This window comes from Streptomyces sp. PA03-5A (assembly GCF_033792725.1).
GTDB lineage: Bacteria > Actinomycetota > Actinomycetes > Streptomycetales > Streptomycetaceae > Actinacidiphila.
Genome location: NZ_JARAVL010000006.1, coordinates 290,833 through 310,281 on the forward strand (window position 1 = coordinate 290,833; position 19,449 = coordinate 310,281).

Annotated in this window: 14 protein-coding genes and 1 pseudogene; 13 read left to right on the plus strand and 2 right to left on the minus strand. The window is 73.1% G+C overall.

Annotated features, from left to right (window positions below):
• The first annotated feature begins 94 nt into the window (after positions 1–94).
• From PV410_RS09925 to PV410_RS09950, 6 genes are all read left to right on the plus strand, one after another.
• Complete coding sequence (locus PV410_RS09925; RefSeq protein ID WP_500323692.1) at positions 95–553, plus strand: carboxymuconolactone decarboxylase family protein; 459 nt, start codon at positions 95–97, stop codon at positions 551–553.
• A 54-nt stretch (positions 554–607) separates the two neighbouring features.
• Positions 608–2,782, plus strand: coding sequence for a SpoIIE family protein phosphatase (locus PV410_RS09930; protein WP_500323693.1), 2,175 nt, complete (start codon positions 608–610; stop codon positions 2,780–2,782).
• 586 nt (positions 2,783–3,368) lie between these two features.
• Positions 3,369–4,097 (plus strand): sigma-70 family RNA polymerase sigma factor family protein, encoded by a 729-nt coding sequence (locus PV410_RS09935; protein WP_500323694.1) that lies wholly within the window; start codon positions 3,369–3,371, stop codon positions 4,095–4,097.
• A 129-nt stretch (positions 4,098–4,226) separates the two neighbouring features.
• Positions 4,227–4,952 (plus strand): hypothetical protein, encoded by a 726-nt coding sequence (locus PV410_RS09940; RefSeq protein ID WP_500323695.1) that lies wholly within the window; start codon positions 4,227–4,229, stop codon positions 4,950–4,952.
• A gap of 332 nt (positions 4,953–5,284) precedes the next feature.
• Positions 5,285–7,417 (plus strand): SpoIIE family protein phosphatase, encoded by a 2,133-nt coding sequence (locus PV410_RS09945; protein WP_500323696.1) that lies wholly within the window; start codon positions 5,285–5,287, stop codon positions 7,415–7,417.
• A 4-nt stretch (positions 7,418–7,421) separates the two neighbouring features.
• Positions 7,422–9,107 (plus strand): phytoene desaturase family protein, encoded by a 1,686-nt coding sequence (locus PV410_RS09950; protein WP_500323697.1) that lies wholly within the window; start codon positions 7,422–7,424, stop codon positions 9,105–9,107.
• Here the strand turns inward: PV410_RS09950 and PV410_RS09955 are convergent.
• Together PV410_RS09955 and PV410_RS09960 are read right to left on the minus strand one after the other, a co-directional pair.
• On the minus strand, positions 9,087–11,054 hold the full coding sequence (locus tag PV410_RS09955) for an FUSC family protein (protein WP_500323698.1): 1,968 nt from the start codon (positions 11,052–11,054) through the stop codon (positions 9,087–9,089). The two genes, PV410_RS09950 and PV410_RS09955, sit on opposite strands and share 21 nt — an antisense overlap.
• A gap of 300 nt (positions 11,055–11,354) precedes the next feature.
• A complete protein-coding gene (locus tag PV410_RS09960; protein ID WP_500323699.1) occupies positions 11,355–11,861 on the minus strand; it encodes a signal peptidase II in 507 nt (168 codons plus the stop codon).
• Between the two features lie 132 nt (positions 11,862–11,993).
• Here PV410_RS09960 and PV410_RS09965 point away from each other — a divergent pair, with 132 nt between their 5' ends.
• The 7 genes and pseudogenes from PV410_RS09965 to PV410_RS09995 all read left to right on the plus strand — a co-directional run.
• A complete protein-coding gene (locus PV410_RS09965; RefSeq protein WP_500323700.1) occupies positions 11,994–12,479 on the plus strand; it encodes a MarR family winged helix-turn-helix transcriptional regulator in 486 nt (161 codons plus the stop codon).
• A gap of 188 nt (positions 12,480–12,667) precedes the next feature.
• Positions 12,668–13,765 (plus strand): macrolide family glycosyltransferase, encoded by a 1,098-nt coding sequence (locus PV410_RS09970; RefSeq protein ID WP_500323701.1) that lies wholly within the window; start codon positions 12,668–12,670, stop codon positions 13,763–13,765.
• Positions 13,747–14,235 (plus strand): hypothetical protein, encoded by a 489-nt coding sequence (locus PV410_RS09975; RefSeq protein ID WP_500323702.1) that lies wholly within the window; start codon positions 13,747–13,749, stop codon positions 14,233–14,235. Before PV410_RS09970 ends, PV410_RS09975 begins: the two co-directional genes overlap by 19 nt.
• Before the next feature lie 459 nt (positions 14,236–14,694).
• On the plus strand, positions 14,695–15,024 hold the full coding sequence (locus tag PV410_RS09980) for a hypothetical protein (RefSeq protein ID WP_500323703.1): 330 nt from the start codon (positions 14,695–14,697) through the stop codon (positions 15,022–15,024).
• Between the two features lie 333 nt (positions 15,025–15,357).
• Positions 15,358–15,675, plus strand: a complete 318-nt coding sequence (locus PV410_RS09985; RefSeq protein WP_500323704.1) for a TetR/AcrR family transcriptional regulator — start codon at positions 15,358–15,360, stop codon at positions 15,673–15,675.
• A 240-nt stretch (positions 15,676–15,915) separates the two neighbouring features.
• Entirely contained in the window at positions 15,916–18,864 is a 2,949-nt protein-coding gene (locus PV410_RS09990; RefSeq protein WP_500323705.1) for a M14 family metallopeptidase, read from the plus strand.
• Positions 18,865–19,241: 377 nt separating this feature from the next.
• Positions 19,242–19,449 (plus strand): annotated as a pseudogene (locus tag PV410_RS09995) (ABC transporter substrate-binding protein); the annotation flags it as partial.

Sequence of the window (19,449 nt, forward strand, 5' to 3'; positions counted from 1 at the left end):
CCACCGGACGGAACGCCGCCGTGCGTGACGGCGGACCTTCGACGAGGCTTACCCGGCAGAAGACACCCAGAGAAGACACCCAGAGGGGACATCCATGACCGAGCAGCAGCGCGTGAACATCGGAAAGCAGCACCCGGACAGCTACCAGGCGCTCCTCGCCCTGTCCACGGCGGTGGAGGAGAGCGCCGCCGCGGCGGGCCTCGACCCGCTCCTGGTCGAACTGCTGAAGATCCGCACGTCCCAGATCAACGGCTGTGCGTTCTGCCTGCGGATGCACACGCGCGACGCCCTGAAGAAGGGCGAGAACCCGGACCGGATCGCCGTGCTGCCCGCATGGGAGGAAGCCGGCTACTTCTCCGGGACGGACCGCGCCGCCCTGCGCCTGACGGAGGCGATCACCCGCGTGCCAGAGGGGCACGTGAGCGACGCGGACTACGAAGCGGCCGCGGCCGTGCTCACCGCCGACCAGGTCTCGGCGGTCGCCTGGCTGGCGACGCTGATGAACGCGTTCAACCGCGTCGCGATCACCAGCCGCTACCGCGTCGCCGGCTGAGCCACCGGCCGGCGTCCCGGGCGGGGCCGGCCGGTCCGGACGTACGGTTGAGCCATGAGCGCTACACCGGACGACGGTGCTGCTCAGGCGTACGCGAGCACCGCTGCCGACGCCGCCGGGCCGACGTGCCGGGCGGAACTGGACCGGTTGCTGGAGCTCGCCGCGCGGGACACCGGCGCCCACGCGGGCGCGCTGTTCCTGCTGACCCCCGAGGGACGGTCGCTGCGGCTCGAAGTGACCACGGGGATGCCGGCGGAGTACCTCGCACCCTGGTTCGGGGTGGCCCTGTCCGCCCACGTCCCCGTGTCCGACGCGGTGCGCGACAGACGCCTGGTGTGGCTCAGCAAGCCCCAGGAACTCGCCCGTCGTTACCCCCGCACGGCGATCGCCCTGCCGTACCACTTCGCGGTGGCCGCGGCACCGGTCCTCGACGGCTCCGAGGCCTGGGGGGCGCTCCTGCTGTTCTGGCCCTGCTGCGACGCCGCCGAGCTCGCCGGACCCAGCCACGAGCGGGTCGGCGCCGCCTGCCGCCGCCTGGGGCGGTTCCTGCGGGACGCCGCGGACGCCGGGCACCCGGTCACTCCCGCCGCGTCCCCACGGACCCTGTCCCAGCCCCCCGCCCAGGAGTGGGAGCCGTCCGAGGCGCAGGCCGCGGCACACTTCGCCGAACGCCTGCCGGGAGGCAGCTGCACCCTCGACCTCGAGGGCAGATTCACCTACCTGAACTCCACCGCGGCCCGTCTGCTGGGCGGGACCGTCCCCGGTCTCCTCGGCAGACGCCCCTGGCAGGCCCTGTCCTGGTCCAACGATCCCGCCTTCGAGGACCGCTTCCGGGCGGCCGTGGTCAGCCGGCAGCAGGAATCCTTCACGGCGACGGTCCCGCCGGACCGGCGGCTCGCCTTCGAGCTCTACCCCGACGCCTCCGGGGTGAGCGTGCGCCTCGTGCCCTGCGGTCCCGACCGCGTCCGGGCCGCGGCGCGCCCCGGCACGGCGGCGCCCCGTGGCGCGCCGATCGCCCTGGGCGAGCTCTACCAGGTGCTGCACCTGGCCGCCGCCCTCTCCGAGGCCGTCGGCGTGGGCGACGTGGTCGACCTCGTCGCGGACGAGATGCTGCCGACCTTCCACGCCCGGACCCTGGCCCTGGCCCTGTTCTCGCCCGAGGACGGCGCCCTGCGGTTCGTCGGCTGCCGGGGCTACAACCCCTGTCCCGCGGAGGTGTTCACCGGAGCGGCGCTCACCTCCCCGGCCGCGCTCGGGACCCTCGCCGAGGGCGCGCCGGCCTTCTTCACCACCTTCGAGGAGATGCTCGGCGCCTATCCGCACGCCCCCCGCCGTGAGGGCCTGGACGCCTGGGCCTACCTGCCGCTGATCGCCTCCGGCCGGCCCGTGGGCCTGTGCGTCCTCGCCTTCGAACGGCCGCACCACTTCTCCGGCAACCAGCGGACGGTGCTGACCGCACTCGCGGGGCTGATCGCCCAGGCGCTGGAGCGTGCCCGCCTCTACGACACCGTCAAGGAGCTCGCGGAGACCCTGCAGGCGGCCATGCTCCCCGACTCGCTGCCGGACATCCCCGGACTCGACGTCGCCGCCCGCTACCTGCCCAGCGTCCGGGGCATGGACATCGGCGGCGACTTCTACGACCTGGTCCGGGTCGACGAGACCACGGCGGCCGCGGTCATCGGCGACGTCCAGGGCCACCACGTCAGGGCGGCGGCCCTCATGGGCCGGATCCGGCCCGCCATCCGCTCCCAGGCCTTCGCCGGGGCCGCACCGGCGCAGGCCCTCCGCCAGGCCAACCGCCAGTTGTTCGACCTGAACCCCGGCCGCTTCGTCAGCTGCCTCTACGCCCGGCTCGATCTCAGGCGACGCCGGGCCCTCCTGGCCACCGCCGGCCATCCACCGCCGGTGCTGCGCCACCCGGACGGGCACACGGAGGTCCTCACCGTTCCGCCGGGGGTGCTGCTCGGCATCGACCCCGAGGCGGACTACCCCACCACCGAGATCCCCCTGGAGCCCGGCACCGTCCTCGCCCTGTACACCGACGGACTCGTCGAGACCCCCGGTGTCGACCTCGACGACGCCATGGCCGGGCTCGCCGCCCGCCTCGCCGGCACCGCCCGCCAGCCCATGGACCGGCTCGCCACGGACCTGATCGACCACGCGCGCCGAACCGCCCCCCGCACCGACGACATCGCGCTGCTGCTCATCAGGTCCGTCGGCGCGGCGTAACGCAGGCGGGATACAGGCCGGATGACGGAGCGTCAATGGCCGGGGGCCGCAGGGTGACCTCGTGGAGCACCCAGCCGTCGCCGTCCGGGTGTCGCTGAAGGTAGCAAGGCGGGAACTGGCCGGTCGCCGGGACCGCCGCGCACCGCGACCGTCCTGACGCACGGGGGCAGGGGGTCATGCGGCACCTCCCGCCGCCGGCTCCGCCTCCACCAGGCGGCGTGCACCTGTACCAGGACCCGCCGTACGTACGCCTCGGGGCGGCCGTCGCGGATGCGCCGCCACGTGGGCCGGCTCCTCGCCAGGGCCGTGCACAGCAGGTCCTCGGCGTGATCCCGGTCGCGGTGAGCATCCGGGCCGGGCGCAGCAACCGCGGCCCGCGAGGGGCCACGAACTCCTCGCGGTCCGACCGGTCCGCCCGGCCGCTCTCCTCGGGCCGAGCTGTCACACCCGTACGGGCCACCTCGTCTCCCTGACGAGACCCGGGAAGACACCCGCCTCGCGGACCACTCCCCCACGCCCCCGAACTTCGACGAGGTTGCTGCGTGCGGCCGCGTTGTGTGGTCTTGTACGAGAGGGAGGATGCCGTATGGACGTGGCCAGCGACGCGGTGCCGATCGCGGTGCTGCTCGACGAGCGCCGGCATCTGCTGGATGTCGCCCACCGCATGTCGGGCGGCCGCAGCGATGCGGAGAGCGTGATCGACGAGACCTATCGCCGGTGGTACGCGCTGTCCGACGCGGAGCGCGCGGCCATCACGTCGCCCCGTGCCTGGCTGTCGACGACCGCGGGCCGCATCTGCCTGGGCGAACCGGTCACGCCGGACGAGCACCGCGGCTCCGGGCACGACGGCCCGGAGGCGAGGTCCGGGTACGACGAACTCGCCGCCATCGCGCGTCGCCGGCTCCAGGCACAGCGCTCCGGTCCGTCGGCCCCGCTGGAGCACGACGCGGCCGTCCGCGCCGTCGGGGATGCCTGCACGGCGGGCGACGCCGGGTTGCTGGCGTCCGCGCTGTCACCCGACGCCATGGCCGTCTTCGACGGCGGCGGCAAGGTCCGGACACTGGTCCGATCCGTGCACGGCAGCGAGCAGGTCACCCGCAGCCTCCTGACGCTGCTGGGCCCCCATCCGCGCACCACCCTGACCGCCCAGTCCGTGAACAGCCGTACCGGACTCGTGGTGCGCTGCGACCGCACCGTGGCCGCGGTCATCAGCCTCGACGTCACCGACCGCCGCGTGGCGCAGGTCTGGGCCGTGCTCAACCCGGAGAAGCTGCGCCGCTGGAACCAGCACCCGGAGCGAACTCCGGGCGCCTGATCCGTCACGTAGGTGCGGGCCGTGTCGTCTCCCTGACGGGAACGTGATCGCGACGATGCGCCACCGCCCCCGGGCGCCCCTCCCGCAGCGCGGCGCCACCGACACGTGCAGACAGAATGGAATTCAAGCGTGACGACGATGCTCGACCGCTATTTCGAGATCGTGGACTCCGCCGACGGCGGCCACTCCCACCTGGACGACCTCAGGGACGTCTTCGCCGAGGACGTGCTGCTGATGCACAGCGGGGACATGGTCCAGGGCCGCGAGCCGGCCGTCGACCTCCACCGGACGCTGGCTGCCGAGTGGAAGGAGTCCACGCACCAGTGGACGGCTTCCGTGGCGGCGGACGGCTCCATCACGGGCACGTGGAGCCGGGCCGGACTGGACGTCCGGGGCAACGGTCGCTCCGGCAGCGGAGGGGTCTCCGTCTCCCTGGACCCGGACGGGCGGATCTCCCGGCTCCACCTGACGCTGACCGCCGGGTCGGACCGCGCCCGGGTGCTCATCGCCAAGCACCTGGAGGTCTGGATGACTCCGGACCCGGCCGGGCGTGCCGAGGCGATGGAGGGCATCTACACCGAGGACATCACGATCATGGAGCCCGACCAGGTCATCGTGGGCCGGGACGCCATCAACGCGTACATCACCGCCGTGCAGCGCCAGGCGCCACCGCTGAGCGGCCTCATCACGGGTCACTCGCAGAACCGGGAATTCATCCACTGGGCCTGGGACTTCGGCTTCCCGGGCGGCAAGTCGGCACTCGGATCGGAGATCCTCCAGCTCGACGGGGACCTGATCGAGAAGGTCGTCATCTTCAGCGCCGACATGGACGTCGTCACCGAGGGCCTGCGGTAGCGGCGCTCCGGCACCGGCCCGTGGAAGGCTCCGCGCACGCAGGGTGCGGGCGTGCGCGGAGCCGGCAGGCCCGTCCGACCCGCCCGCACGGCGATGGTTGCCGCCCCTCCCGGGGGACACGGCCTGCCCCGTGGGGCTGCGCACCGTGACCGGCGCCGTGGATGCCGTAGTGCCCCTTGGGGCGTATGGTCCGGTTATGGGACCAGAGCGGTGCTGGGGCCGCGGGGCTCTGCGGCACGGACGGACGGCTCGGCGGGCCCGGTACCGCCGGTGGCCTGCCCGTGTGTCCCGGCACGACGGCGACGGGGGCGAACGCGGTGACCCGGCATGACGTGAAACCGTTGACAGGCGGCATGCGGCGCTTCGCCGGCCTGTTCGAAGGTCTCGTCCGGGACACCGACACCGCGGTGGGCATGCTCTACGTGCTCGCGCCGGGGGAGCGGATGCTGGAGCTGGTGGCGTTGTCCGGCACGTCCCGGCGGATCGCCGCCCCGTGGGCACGGATCGCCCTGGACGACGCGGCCCCGGTGGCGCAGGCCGTGCGGGAGCGGTCGCTGGTGTGGGTGGGGAACTCCAAGGAACTGGCGGAACGCTTTCCCCGGGTCGCGCTGGTGGCGCCCTACGAGATCATGCTGGCGGCGGCGCCGATCATGGACGATGACGTGATGTGGGGTGGCGTGTGCCTGCTGTGGCCGATCTGGCACGCTCCGGTCCTGAGCCCCGGGGAACGGGACACGATCGGCATCTTCTGCGGCAGGTCGGGGCGGCTGCTGAGGCACTACTCGGACCGGGGCCACCCCGTCCTGGCCGGCGCGGACGCGCTGATCCTGCGGGCGGCGCGGCGTCGGGAGCCCGGACGGGCCGAGGCGCTGGCGGCGTACGACTTCGCCGAACGGCTGCCGACCGGGTGCTGTTCGCTGGACCTGGAGGGCCGGGTCAGGTTCCTCAACGCGGCGGCGGCCGACCTGCTGGGCGTCGGTGCCGCGGACCTGAAGGGCTCACGCCCGTGGGAACGGCTGTTCTGGCTGGACGGCCCGGCGTTCGAGGACGCGTACCGTGCCGCCGTCATCACCAAGCAGACCACCCGGTTCACCGCCCTGCGTCCACCGGACCAGTGGCTGTCCTTCCGGCTCCACCCGGGGCCCACCGGGATCAGCGTCAGCATCGTCGGCTCACCGCGGGAGCGGATGGACGCGGCGGAGGAGTCCGTGGTCCCTGCCGGCGTCCGCGGCCCGGTCGGCGCGTCGGCGATGTACCAGTTGATGTACCTGGCCGCGAGGCTCACGGAGGCGGTGGGCGTGCAGGACGTGGTCGACCAGGTCGCCGACCAGCTCATCCCGGCGTTCGAGGCCCAGGGCCTGGTCGTGCTCCTCGCCGAGGGCGGGCGCCTGCGCCTGGCCGGCCACCGCGGCTACACCGACGAGTTCATGGCCCGCATCGACGGAACGCCCCTGACCTCCGGCATCGTCACCGCCCAGGCGCTCACCCGCGCCACCCCGCTGTTCTTCTCCAGCTTCGCCGAACTGCACCGCGCCCACCCGGAGGCCCTGCGCTTCCGGCACAGGGACGCCTGGGCCTTCCTGCCGTTGATCACCTCGGGCCGCCCCGTCGGGCTGCTCGTCCTGTCCTACGACCGGCCCCGGCCCTTCCCGCAGTCCGAGCGCACCGTCCTCGTCGCGCTGGCCGGGCTCATCGCCCAGGCCATGGACCGCGCCCACCTCTACGACACCAAGCACCAACTCGCCCGCACCCTGCAGGCCGGCCTGCTGCCCAAGGAACTGCCCCGGGTACCCGGTCTCGACGTCGCCGCCCGCTACCTGCCGGCCGGCCACGGGAGCGACATCGGCGGTGACTTCTACGACCTCATCCACTGCGGACCCCACTGCGCGGCCGTCACCATCGGCGACGTCCAGGGCCACAACCTGCAGGCCGCCGCCCTGATGGGGCAGGTCCGCATCGCCGTGCACGCCTACGCCACCGCCCACTCCTCACCCGGCGACCTGCTGGCCCGGACCAACCGCCTGCTGTCCGACCTGGACCCGGGTCTGTTCACCAGCTGCCTGTTCGCCCACATCGACCTGCGGAGGCACGTCGCCCGGCTGGCCACCGCCGGTCACCCCCCGCCCCTGATCCGCCATCCCGACGGCCGCGCGGGGATCCTCGGACTCACGCCGGGCCTCCTGCTGGGCATCGCACCGGACGGCGACTACCCCACCACGGAGATCCCCCTGCCGCCGGGCACGATGCTGGCGATGTACACCGACGGACTCGTCGAATCCCCCGGCGCAGACGCCGAATTGGCCGCGGCCGACCTGGTGCAGTACCTGGTGGCGGCGGCCGACCAGGGCGTGGACGCCGTCGCGGACAGTCTCCTCGAACACGCCCTGCGGACCGCCCCCGGTACGGACGACACGGCACTGCTGATCGCCGCCCCCTCACCGGCGAACGGAGGACAAGGCCCATGACCGCTTGGCGAAGCGAGAGGACACGCGGCGCGAGGGCGGGGCGATGACGGCCGCCGGCTCCCGCGACTACGACGCGGTCGTCGTCGGGGGCGGCCACAACGGCCTGGTGGCGGCCCTGTACCTGGCGCGGGCGGGCTGGTCGGTGGCCGTGCTGGAGCGCAACGCCGCCGTGGGCGGTGCGATCGCCGGTGGCGAGGTGACGCTGCCCGGGTTCGTGCACGACCTGTACTCCACCAACCAGAACCTCTTCCTCGGCTCCCGGGCGTACGCCGACTTCGGCACCGAACTGGCGCGCCACGGGCTGCGGTTCCGCACCACGGACCGCCCCTACGCCAACGTCTTCCCCGAGGGCCGCAGCGTCCGGGTGTACGGCGACTACGCGCGCACGATGGAGCAGCTCGCGGCCCACGACGCCGGGGACGCCGACGGCTTCGCCGGCCTGTACCGCGAGTATCAGCGGTTCGCGCCGTACCTGTTCGCGCTCTACGGATCCGCGCTGCCGTCGCGGTCGGCGGCACGCCAGGTGCTGAGCCTGCTGCGCCACCACGGCGTGCGGGGCGCGGGCGACCTCGCGCACACGCTGCTCATGAGCACCCGCGAGCTGGGCGGGGTCTGGTTCGCCACGCCCGAGGCGCAGGCGATGGCGGCCTGCTGGGGCATGCACCTGGACTTCGCCCCCGACGTGTCCGGAGGAGCGATGTTCCCCCTCCTGGAACTCTTCGCGGACATGGAGAACGGCATGTCGGTCGTTGAGGGCGGCGCGCAGCGGCTGCCGCAGGCGCTCGCGGCGGTCCTCGTCGACCACGGCGGCGAGGTCCGCACCGGTGTCGAGGTCGAGCGCGTGCTGTGCCGTGACGGACGGGCCGTCGGGGTGCGTACGGCGGAGGGCGGCACGATCACCGCACGGCGCGCGGTGATCGCCAACACCGCTCCGGCCGCGCTGTACCGGCACCTGCTGGAACCCGAGGACGTGCCGGAGCGGGTGCGCCGTACGGCGGACCGCTTCCTGTACGGCCCGGGCACGCTGATGCTGCACCTCGCGCTCGACGGCCGGCTGCCGTGGGCGGCGGGGGAGGAGCTGGCCGGTTTCGGGTACGTCCATGTCGCGCCGTACGTCGACGACTTGGCGCGCACCTACACCGAGTCCCAGGCGGGGCTGCTGCCCGCGGACCCCCTGCTGATCGTCGGGCAGACCTCGGCCGTGGACCCGACACGCGCCCCCGCGGGCCGCCACGTCGTGTGGATCCAGGTCCGGACGATGCCCACCCGCATCCGTGGTGACGCGGCGGGCACGATCCGGCAGACCCACTGGCCGGACGTCGCCGAGGCGATGACGGACCGGGTGCTGGACAAGCTGGAGCGCTACGCGCCCGGCAGCCGGGCGCGGATCGCCCACGTCACCGCGTACACCCCGCAGGACCTGGAAGCGGCCGATCCCAACCTGGTGGGCGGGGACAGCACCGGGGGCAGCCACCATCTGGCGCAGAACTTCCTGTTCCGGCCGATGCCCGGGCACGGCGGATACCGCACGGCGGTCCCCGGCCTGTACCTGACCGGTGCCGCGACCTGGCCGGGCGCGGGGAACAACGCCACGTCGGGCCTGCTCGCCGCCCGCCGGGTGCTGAAGGACGCCCGGCGGCGGGTGGGACACCGCCGTGCCCGTACTGACTCAGCGGTGCCCGCGCCGTAGCGGCCGGCAGCCGCACTCCTCGGCCTGCGGTGTGCTCAGGGCGCTGTGGAGGCCGTGCAGAGCGGCGTCCAGGCGGGCCGGCCCCGGAAGGCGGGGCAGGTCGAGGGGCGGGGGCGGGGTGACGGTGGCGGCCGAGGCGGCGAGGGCGTCGAAGGCACGCTGGACGCGGGCGGCGTCGTCGGGGCCGGGCCGCGCTTGCGGGGGCAGCGGGCGGGTGGTGGAGATGGCCAGGTAGCCGAGTTGCTGAGTGGCGGCGATGGCGGGCCAGAGCCGGGCGAGTTCGCAGGGGGCGGGGCGGTCGCCGGCGGCGCTGTCGGCGACCGCCCGGAGGTTGATCAGGTCGGTGCGCAGGCGGTGCCGGGCCCTCGCGGCGGCGCTGTGCCCGGCGTCGTCGCCCGCGCTGAGGTTCAGGTGCCAGGTCGTGCCTTCCGCACGGATGACGTGGGCGAGGGCGCTGGGGAGCCGGACGGTCGAGGTGCGCCGCCAGAGCGTGAGCCCCGCGGCCACGCCGACCGCACAACCGCACACCGTGTCGAGGAGGCGGGCGGTGACGAGGTGGCTCACGGGCAACGCCGGCTGCGCGGCCTCGGTCAGGAACAGCGACAGGGGGGTGATGAAGGCGACGCCGAGGGCGTAGTTGTGGGCCAGGACGGCTTCCGCGGCGAACTGGGCGAGCATCACGGCCGCGACCAGCGCGGGCGGGCCGGGGTGGAGGGCCAGGACGGCGCCGCCGAGCAGGACCCCGGCGGCGGTGCCGGTGCCCCGTTGCAGACCGCGCCGGATCACGGTGGTGACGTTGGCGCCCTGCAGGACGACGATGGCGGCGCCGGAGGCCCAGTAGGGCTGCGCGAGTCCGCACGCGTGGGCGAGCCAGCCCGCGATGACGGCGCCCGATCCGACGCGCAGCGCGGCGGGCAGGACCAGCGAGTGCCGCTTCCTGGCCGAGGCGAGCAGCCGTGTGGCGCTGGACGGGTCGAGGAGTTCCCCCTCGCCGTCCGGCGGCGCCCCCGACGCGGCATCGCGTACCGCCTGCTCGACCTCGCCGCGCACCGCGCGACGCGCGGCCGGCTCCCCGCCGGGCCCGTGGGCCGGGGGCGGCGGGGGCGTACGCCGGTGGCGGAGGCAGCCGGCGGTGCGGCGCAGCGCTGCGGCGAGGTCGCCGGGGAGCGGCGCAGGGGACGTGGCGGCGGCGCGGACGGCGGCGGCGAACACGTGGTGGGCCTGCCGCACGGCCGGTCGCAGCCGTGCCCGCCCGGTCGCCCGGCCCAGGGGCTGGGGCGGCGCCGCGACGGCGTACCAGGCGGTGCGCAGTGCGAGGGCCGCCTGGTGCTGGGCGGCGTCCTGGCGGGGGCCGCCGATCGCGTCGAGGTAGGCGGCGAGCTGGTCGTAGGCGTCGGCGACCGCCGTGGTCTCCGGCCCGTGGCGGTCGATCAGGCATCCCGACATCGAGACCAGCCAGGCGCAGGTGGCACCGGCCACGGTGAGCGTGACCCGCTGCCCGATTGCCGCCGCGTCGACGGGCAGGGGGGTGGACATGGCGCAGGCGAGGGCGAACAGGTAGCCACCCGGTGGCCCGATCCGCAGCGCGTCGCAGACGTAGGTGGCGACCGCGCCGACGAGGCCGATCACGACGGGCGCGAGCCAGGTCCTGCCCCCGGCCAGCGACCCGGCGGCGACGGAGAGTACGAACCCTGCGGCCACCCCGGCCAGGAGCACCGCCCGCCGGCCGTAGGGCTCCTTCGCACCGTAGACGGCGGTGAAGGCACCCATGGTGGCGGTCAGCCCCCACGACAGGTGGCCCGTGGCGGCCCCGGCGGTCAGGGGGATGCCCATGCTCACCGCGGCGCGCAGCCCGGCGGCGTACCGGTAGCCGGGCCCGCCGCCGGGGCGCAGGGCGTCGTGCAGGAGGCCACCGGCACGGCCGGCTGAGAAGTGGGGCAACCTCATGGCCTCCGAACGTCCGAACGGCGATGGAACCCGTGCCCGCCCGCGCCGTGGGACGAGTCCTACCAGAGCGCCCGGCGTGTCCCGGGGAGGGAGCCGCCCGGCGCGTCCGGCTGCGGCGGGCCGCCGGTGAGGCGGCACGCGGGCGGGGTCAGACGAGGGCCGGGTAGTCGGTGTAGCCCCGCCCGTCGCCGTAGTAGCTCGCCGGCTCGGGGGTGTTGTACGGGCCCTGGGCCCTGATGCGGGTGATGACTCCGGTGAGGAGATCCAGCTGACGGCGTGACGGGCCGCGCCCCGTCGCCGCTACCGCTCCAGCGCCTGGCCCCCGACGCCGCCCGTGACGGCGGCACGCAGCGGGACGCCGCGGAAGGCCTGGATGAGGACGATCACGGCGCCGGCCGTGATGCACTGATCGGCGAGGTTGAAGATCCCGGAATCGCCGATCTGGATGAAGTCCAGCACGGCTCCCCGGCCGAACCCGGGGGTGCGGAAGACGCGGTCGGCGAGGTTCCCGCCGGCACCCGCGAAGATCAGCCCGAGGCCGACCGCCCAGCCCGTGGAGCGTACGGAGCCGGCGACCCGCGCGATGGCCACGAGCGCGACGACCGCCACGAGGGTGAAGACCAGGGTCGCGCGGGGAGCGAAGGAGCCGGCCGCCCCGGAGTTCCGGAAGGCGGTGAAGGTCACCGTGCCACCCAGGGCGTGCCGTGGTTCGTGGCCCTCGACGACCACCGCGGCGATCGCCTTCGTGACCTGGTCCACGGCGAATCCGGCCGCCGCAACCGTCCACAGCAGATACGCCCGCCGCACCGCCCACCTCCTGATCGCTGGTGACTGCACCGAGCGTACGCGCAGCCTCCGGCGGCGCGGCGGGCGCCCGGAGCAGGGTTCGGTATCACTCGATACGGTCTCGAACGAGCAGATGGCTGGTAATGTGCGTACATGACTGCCGACGCCCCTCGTGGAACCAGCGCCCCGCGTGCGACCGACCGACCCGGGGACACCTCCCCGTTCGCCCTGGGGCTGCTGCTGCGCCGCGCGCACTGGCGCGCGGGCGCGGTGATGGGGGAGGCGCTCCGGCCGCTCGGCATCGAGGTGCGGCACTTCGCGGTGCTGATGGTGCTGGTCGACCGCGGACCCACGGTGCAGCGGGACCTGGCCGCGGCGACCGGGTCGGACAAGGCGGGGATCATGCGGGTCGTGGACGACCTGGAGCGCAAGGGGCTCGCCGTGCGCAAAGGCGTTCCGGGGGACAGGAGGGTGCGGGCGGTGGAGATCACGCCCGCCGGCGTCGAGCTGTTCGACGCGGCCCACGTGGCGGCGGTGCCCCTGGCCGAGCATCTGGTCGCCGAACTGGCTCCCGGTGAGCCCGAGCGGTTGAAGGACCTGCTGACCCGGTTCGCCTATCCCGAAGGTGGCGAGGCGTAAGCCCGCCGTAGCGAAGACCGTCCAGCCGCGTGGTGCGCCCGCCACGCGGCTCTCGTCGTTCCCCCGCGGATGGTGCCGGCGCCGGCCGGCGAGACATGGTCAGCATTAGTCGCACACGAGACGGTATTGAGTGATACCGTCGTGTAACGGCCGGGTTCCGTGAGGAGATCGAGGCCGCCGGCGCCGAGGTGTACCTCTACCCCGGCGGCGAGCAGCCGCTCCCCGATCCGCCGACACCAGTCACGTTGCTGGAAGGGCTCGCCCGTAGTGCCGTCGGCCTGCTGCCCGCGGTGCTCGCCGCACTGCGCCGCATCCGGCCGCACCTGATCGTCCACGACAACGCCTGCCTGTGGGGCGCGGTCGCCGCCCGTGAACTCGGCGTGCCCGCCGCCTCGTCGTTCACCACCTTCGCGTTCAACCGGGACGTGCCGAGCCCCACCCGCGGCTCCTGGGACCTGCTGACCGCCGCGGCGGCCCACCCACGCGGCGTCCGGGGCTATCTGCGGTCACGCCAGGACCTGCGCCACCACTACGACACCCACGGACTGCCCCCGATCGACCTGGGCAACCTCCGCCAGCCGCTCAACCTCGTTTTCACCTCACGCGCGTTCCAGCCCCAGGCCGAACGCTTCGACGGGACCTACCGGTTCGTCGGTCCCAGCATCGGCGCCCGCCCGGCCGACCCCACCTTCCCCACCGACCGGCTGCGGGACCCCGTGGTGTACGCGTCGCTGGGCACGGTGTTCAACGCCGACCCGCACCTGCTGCGCACCCTCGCCACCGCGCTGGCGGCACTGGGGGGCACCGCCGTCGTCTCCGCCGGACGCACCGACCCCGTCGCGCTGGGCCCGTTGCCGTCCAACGTGCTCGTCCGTCCCTTCGTCCCGCAACCCGAGGTGCTGGCCCGCTCCGCGCTGTTCGTCACCCACGGCGGAATGAACAGCGTCAACGAGGCCCTGTACGCCGGGGTTCCGATGCTCGTGGTCCCACAGGGAGCCGACCAGCCGATGGTGGCCCGTCGCGTCCAGGAACTTGGCGCGGACTGTCGATCCTCACCCGGAAGGTCACCGAGGACGCGGTACGTGCCCGGGCGGTACGCCTCGTCCAGGACCCCCGCTTCAGGGCTGCCGCGGCCGCCCTGCGGACCGCCCAGCGGGCGGCCGGCGGACACCTGGGTGCGGCCGACGCACTCGAGCGGTACCTGCGGGCCGCGGGTTCCGCCGACCGGTCACCGGTCCACGCCCACGTGCGGGGGCGAGGCTGAACCATGTCGCTCGCCGCCATGATCCTGCTGGCCTTCGCCGGGGTGTCCAAAGCCGCCGGGCGCATCCTGCCCCTGGCGGTGGGCCGGCCGGGCATGCCGCGCACCCTCGTGGCGGGATCACTGATCGGCGGTGGCCTCATCGAAGCCGCCGTGCTCGCGGTGTGGCCGCAGAGCGCGGCCACGCTGGCCGAACTGGCACTGTCCGCTCCACCGCCGGGCGCCGGACCGGTGTGGACGCCGGGCCTGGCGGCCCCGCTGCTGCTCGCCGGCGTCCTCGCGTTCCCCTGGCCCGGGCCCATGCTCCACCTGCTGCTCTTCTTCGGGGTCGGGGCCGGGCTGGCCGACCGGCTCGCCACGGCCGCCGGCCTGGGCTGGTGGGCCGCCGCCGGTTGCGTGGCCCTCGCGGGGGCCGGGCTGGGTGTGACGGTCGAGGCCGTCCGACGCCTGGTCGTGCGGATCAGCACGACCGAACTGTTGGAGGCGCAGACATGAACGGGTACCTGATGTGGGCGTTCGCGGTCGGCACGGCGCTGATCGCCGAAGCGCTGCTGGCCCGTTACGAGGTGCTGGCCTACGGTGCGCACTGGCGTGCCCCCGTCACCGCACTCCCGGACGGCGTTCCCTACGCACGCGGCGCGGCTCCCGACGGCCACCCCGACGCGTACCTCGTCTACCTGGACGGCATCGGCAAACGCCGCGTCCGCGACACCCGTGACGGCGGCCGGCTCGTCGCGGCCCTCATCGCCAGGGCGCCGGAACTGCGGGTACTGGGCCAGGTCCAGCCCTACTCGCCCCTCGCGGAGCCCCTTGCCGAGCGGCCGGTCTGGGCGTGGCTGCGCCGCCGCGTCGCACTGTTGCTGTTCCTGCACAACGTCGTGCAGATCTTCGTCGCCGCCGACCACCGCTACCGGTGCGGTCGACGAACTGCACGCCCAACTGCACGCGCCACTTGTGCTGATCACGCTGGGCGGGTTCCACAACGGCGCCAACGACCTCACCCATGCCGAGCACCTGCACCGGCTGACGAGCGCGAGCGACCGCATCGAAAGGCTCGGCACCTGGATCTTCCCCCAGCGTTGGCCGCTGGTCCGCGGCAGTGGCTGGAACCGGGCCCGCCGTGCCGGAAAGATCAGCGTGCACCGGCTCGACCCGGCCACGCACGTCGGACCGCTCGGCTACATCAGCCCCACCGCACGGTCGTCCGAAGGCCGCAGTCACCTCGACCGCACCGCCGACACCGTGATCGCGGCCGTGCGCGCCCACCATGTGACGGAGCCATGAGCGACGGCGCCGGCCGCCGTGCCCGGAGGAGCAACACCAGGACCAGGATCCTCACGCCGCGCTCGAACTCTTCGCCGCCAAGGGGTACTCGGGCACCACGTTGCGCGCGATCGCCGGGCGCGCCGAGGTGGACCCCGCGATGATCCGCTCCTTCTTCGACGGCAAGGACGCCCTCTTCCGGCACGCGGTTTCCTCCCGCATCGACCTGTCCACCCTCTTCGACGGGCCCACGGCCGAGGAGGCGCAAGCCGCTCCCATGAGCCGGGGGGAGCGGATGGCCCGGACGTTCCTCCCCGTCTGGGAGGACGAGTCGACCCGCCCGGCACTGGTCGCGTGTACCGGACCGGCATGTCGGACGGGCCGATCGCCAGGACGCTCCGCGACCGTGTCCAAGCGGCCCTCGCCTCGTGCCTGGGCCGGATCGTCCCAGAGGAGACCGAGCGGTCACCGATGTTCACGTCCTCGGTGTCCGCCCAACTGACCGGCCTGGTCATGCTGCGCTACGTCTTCCCGGCGGAACCGCTGGCCTCACTGGACGTCGAGGAGCTGACGAAGCTGTTCGCCCTCGCCCTCTCCGTCGACGTTCCCCGAGCCCCGCAGCAGGGGGTGTCGGCGCGTCACGAGCGCGGAACGAGTTATTCCCGCCAGTAGCAGGTGCTCGCGACGTGCACCCGGGCTATCACAAACCGCGTTCACCGAGATCCCGAAATTCTCCCGACGCCTCGCCCCGGCCTTCGGGCAATGGCGGCCGAATTTCCCGTTGCTCAAAGGGAAATGTCCGCTCCCGCGGGACGCCGACCCCCGAGGCGCGTTTTTCCCGGCACCTTGACGGGCGACCTGACTTCTTATGGGATTGGCGCCTCTGTCCTGGAACGACGTGAAGGGATGCTCGTGAGAACCAGATCCTTATCGATCGCTGCAGTCGGTGCCCTCATCCTGTCCGGTGCGGCCGTCGCACCCATGGCCCAGGCCCGCGACGCGGGCACGGCCGCCGCCGGAGCGGACACCGTCAAGGTGTACCGCGCGGAAGTGACGAAGAGCCAGATCCCGTTGCTGCTCCAGGCCGGCCAGGACGCGCAGGAGCTGAGCGAGCGGCCGCCGGCGCAGGGCACGACCTCGGTCGAGGTGTACCTCACCGGCGATCAGGCGGAGGAACTGCGGCGCGAGGGCGTGCGGCTCACCGAGCACACGCTCGGCGCCAAGGCCGAGGCGCGGGTGCAGAACGCGGCCGACAAGGTGTTCCGCCCCTACAGCGGCAAGGGCGGCATCAAGGAGGAGATCCTCGCCACCAACCGCGCGAACCCCGGGCTGACGAAGGTCGTCTCGATCGGCAAGACCACGCGCGGGCAGGACATCCTCGCCCTCAAAGTCACCAAGGACGCCGCGAAGTCCAAGGACGGCTCGAAGCCCTCCGTGCTGTACATGTCCAACCAGCACGCACGCGAGTGGATCACGCCGGAGATGACCCGCCGGCTGATGCACCACTACCTGGACAACTACCGCACCGACAAGCGGATCAAGAAGCTCGTCGACTCCACCGAGCTGTGGTTCCTGATATCCGCGAACCCCGACGGCTACGACTACACCTTCCAGAGCGACGACACCCGCCTGTGGCGCAAGAACCTGCGGGACAACAACGGCGACGGCGTCATATCCGCGGGCGACGGCGTCGACCTGAACCGTAACTTCGCTTACAAGTGGGGCTACGACAACGAGGGTTCGTCGCCGAACCCGGCCAGCGAGACCTACCGCGGTGCCGGCCCGAACTCCGAGCCGGAGACGCGGGCGCTGGACGCGTTCCAGAAGCGCATCGACTTCACGTACGGCATCAACTACCACTCCGCCGCCGAGCTGCTGCTCTACGGGGTCGGCTGGCAGGTGGCCACGGACACCCCCGACGACGTCCTGTACAAGGCGCTGGCCGGCACGCCGGACAACTCCGCCATCCCCGGCTACCACCCGCAGGTGTCGTCCGAGCTGTACACCACCAACGGCGAGGCCGACGGTCACGCGTCCAACGTGAACGGCCTGGCGATGTTCACGCCCGAGATGTCGACGTGCCAGACCGCGTCCGACATCGACCCGGACGACCAGTGGGTGGCCTCCGACTGCCAGTCGGGGTTCAACTTCCCCGACGACGAGAAGCTGATCGAGCAGGAGTTCGAGAAGAACGTCCCGTTCGCGCTCTCCGTGGCCGAGACGGCCTCCCACCCCGACGTCCCCTCCTCCTCCGTGGGCCTGGACGCCGCCGACTTCACCCCGGGGTCCTTCACCACCTCCTACGCGCGCGGCAACGACCAGGAGGTCTCGGTCGTCGCCCGAAAGTCGCTGCGCGACAGGGAGCTCAACTACCGCGTCAACGGCGGCCGCACGAAGGACGAGGCGCTGCGCTCCTGGCGGGGTGGCGAGACCTACGGCGGTGAGGACGACCTCTACTTCGACGAGTACCGTGCGAAGGTCCGCGCCGGAGACGTCGGCGACAAGGTCGAGGTGTGGTTCACCGCCCGGACCAAGAGCGGCAAGAAGGTCTCCAGCGACCACTTCACCTACACCGTGGCCGCCCGTCCCTCGGCCGACACCCTCGTCGTCGCCGAGGAAGGCGCACCCGCCACGCAGACCGCGGCGTACGTCGACGCCCTGAAGACGAACGGCCACCGCGCGGCCGTGTGGGACGTCGCCACCCAGGGCGCGCCCGACGCGCTCGGGGTCCTCGCACACTTCCGCACCGTCGTGCACTACACGGGCGCGGCCCTGCCGGGCAATCCCACCCAGCTCGAACTGCGCGCCTACCTCAACGAGGGAGGCAAGCTGATCGAGGCGGGCGAGCGGACGGGCGGCAACGTGGCCCTGGCCGACGGCACCCCCTCGAACGACTTCAGCCAGTACTACCTGGGCGCGTACTCGCGCACGTCGACCACCGGGGCCACCGGCTTCGGCGGCACGGGCGCACTGGCCGGCTTCACCGGTCCGCTCGGCGCCGCCACCGGCAACCCGCTGGACACGGCGGGCACCTACCGGGTGACCTCCGACTGGCTGGCGCCCGCCACCTTCCCGAAGTTCGCGAGCAAGGGAGCCGGCCGCTACACCGGGTCCGTCGGCTCGGACGCGCCCTACGCGGGCTCGTACATGGCGGCCGCCGTCCACACCGACGACGCCTACAACCGGCTCACCCGGACGATCGACCTCACCGGCGTGAGCGCGGCCGACTCGCCCACCCTCCGCTCCCGCCTGCTGTGGAGCACCGAGCCCGGCTACGACAACGCGATCCTGGAGGTCCACACCGTCGGCGCCGACGACTGGACCACCCTGCCCGAGGCCGGCGGCGCCACCAGCACCACCGTGCCCGCCGAGTGCGAGGCCGGGTTCTACATCGGCGAGCACCCGTGGCTGACGCACTACCTGACCCCGGGCGCGGACGGCTGCACGGCGACCGGCACCTCGGGCGCCTGGAACAGCTTCACGGGCGCGTCCCAGGGCTGGCAGCCGGTGAACTTCGACCTGAGCGCCTACGCGGGCAAGAAGGTCGAGGTCTCGCTCAGCTACGTCACCGACCCGGGCTCCGGCGGCCAGGGCGTCCAGGCCGACGAGACCTCGCTGGTCATCGGCGGCGCGGTCACCGAGACCGAGGGCTTCGAGACCTCCCTCGGCCCCTGGACCGTCACCGGCCCGCCCGCGGGCAGCCCGCCGGCCCAGCGCGACTGGGTGCGCACCGGCCCGCTGACGCAGGGCGCCGTCACCACGGACGACACCGTGCTGCTCGGCTTCGGGCTCGAGCACGTCACCTCGGCGTCCGACCGCGCGACACTGGTCCGTCAGGCACTCAAGGCACTCCGCCGATGACGCCCGGGCGTCCTCCAGGACCGAGCGTGGCGGACGCCGGTCGCTGAACCAGGCGGCCCGTACCCCCCTGTGGGTACGGGCCGCCTTTTGCTTCGTCGGCACGCGGTGCGGGCGATATCCATGATCGAGCCATTGCGCGGCAATTCGAAAGCAAAAAGCGAACGCTTAGTAAGTGGCTGCTGCACGTGTGTCGTCCGGGATTGACGGCCCGCGATCCGAACGCGCCACCGCCTGCCGCCGTTCGGGCTGGTCACCCCGGGTTCGGGAACCGTCGGTGGGCCTGGCAGGATGAGGAGCCGGCTGGCGCGAATCCGGAAATTCCTTCTGTATGAGCGTGAGCAGGGATAGGTTCACCAAAAAGTAGTGAGGGAAGTCTTGTGAGGAATCGAGTCCAGCGACTGGCGCTCCCGCTCTCCGCGACCTTGACGGCGGTCGTGGTCGCCGGCTGCGGTTCGGGAGGGTCGGACGGCGAGGCCTCCGGGAAGTCCCTCACGATGGGGATCACGGACAAGGTGACGGCGGTCGATCCGGCCGCCGGTTACGACGTCGGCTCCTGGATCGTGTTCAACAACGTCTTCCAGTCGC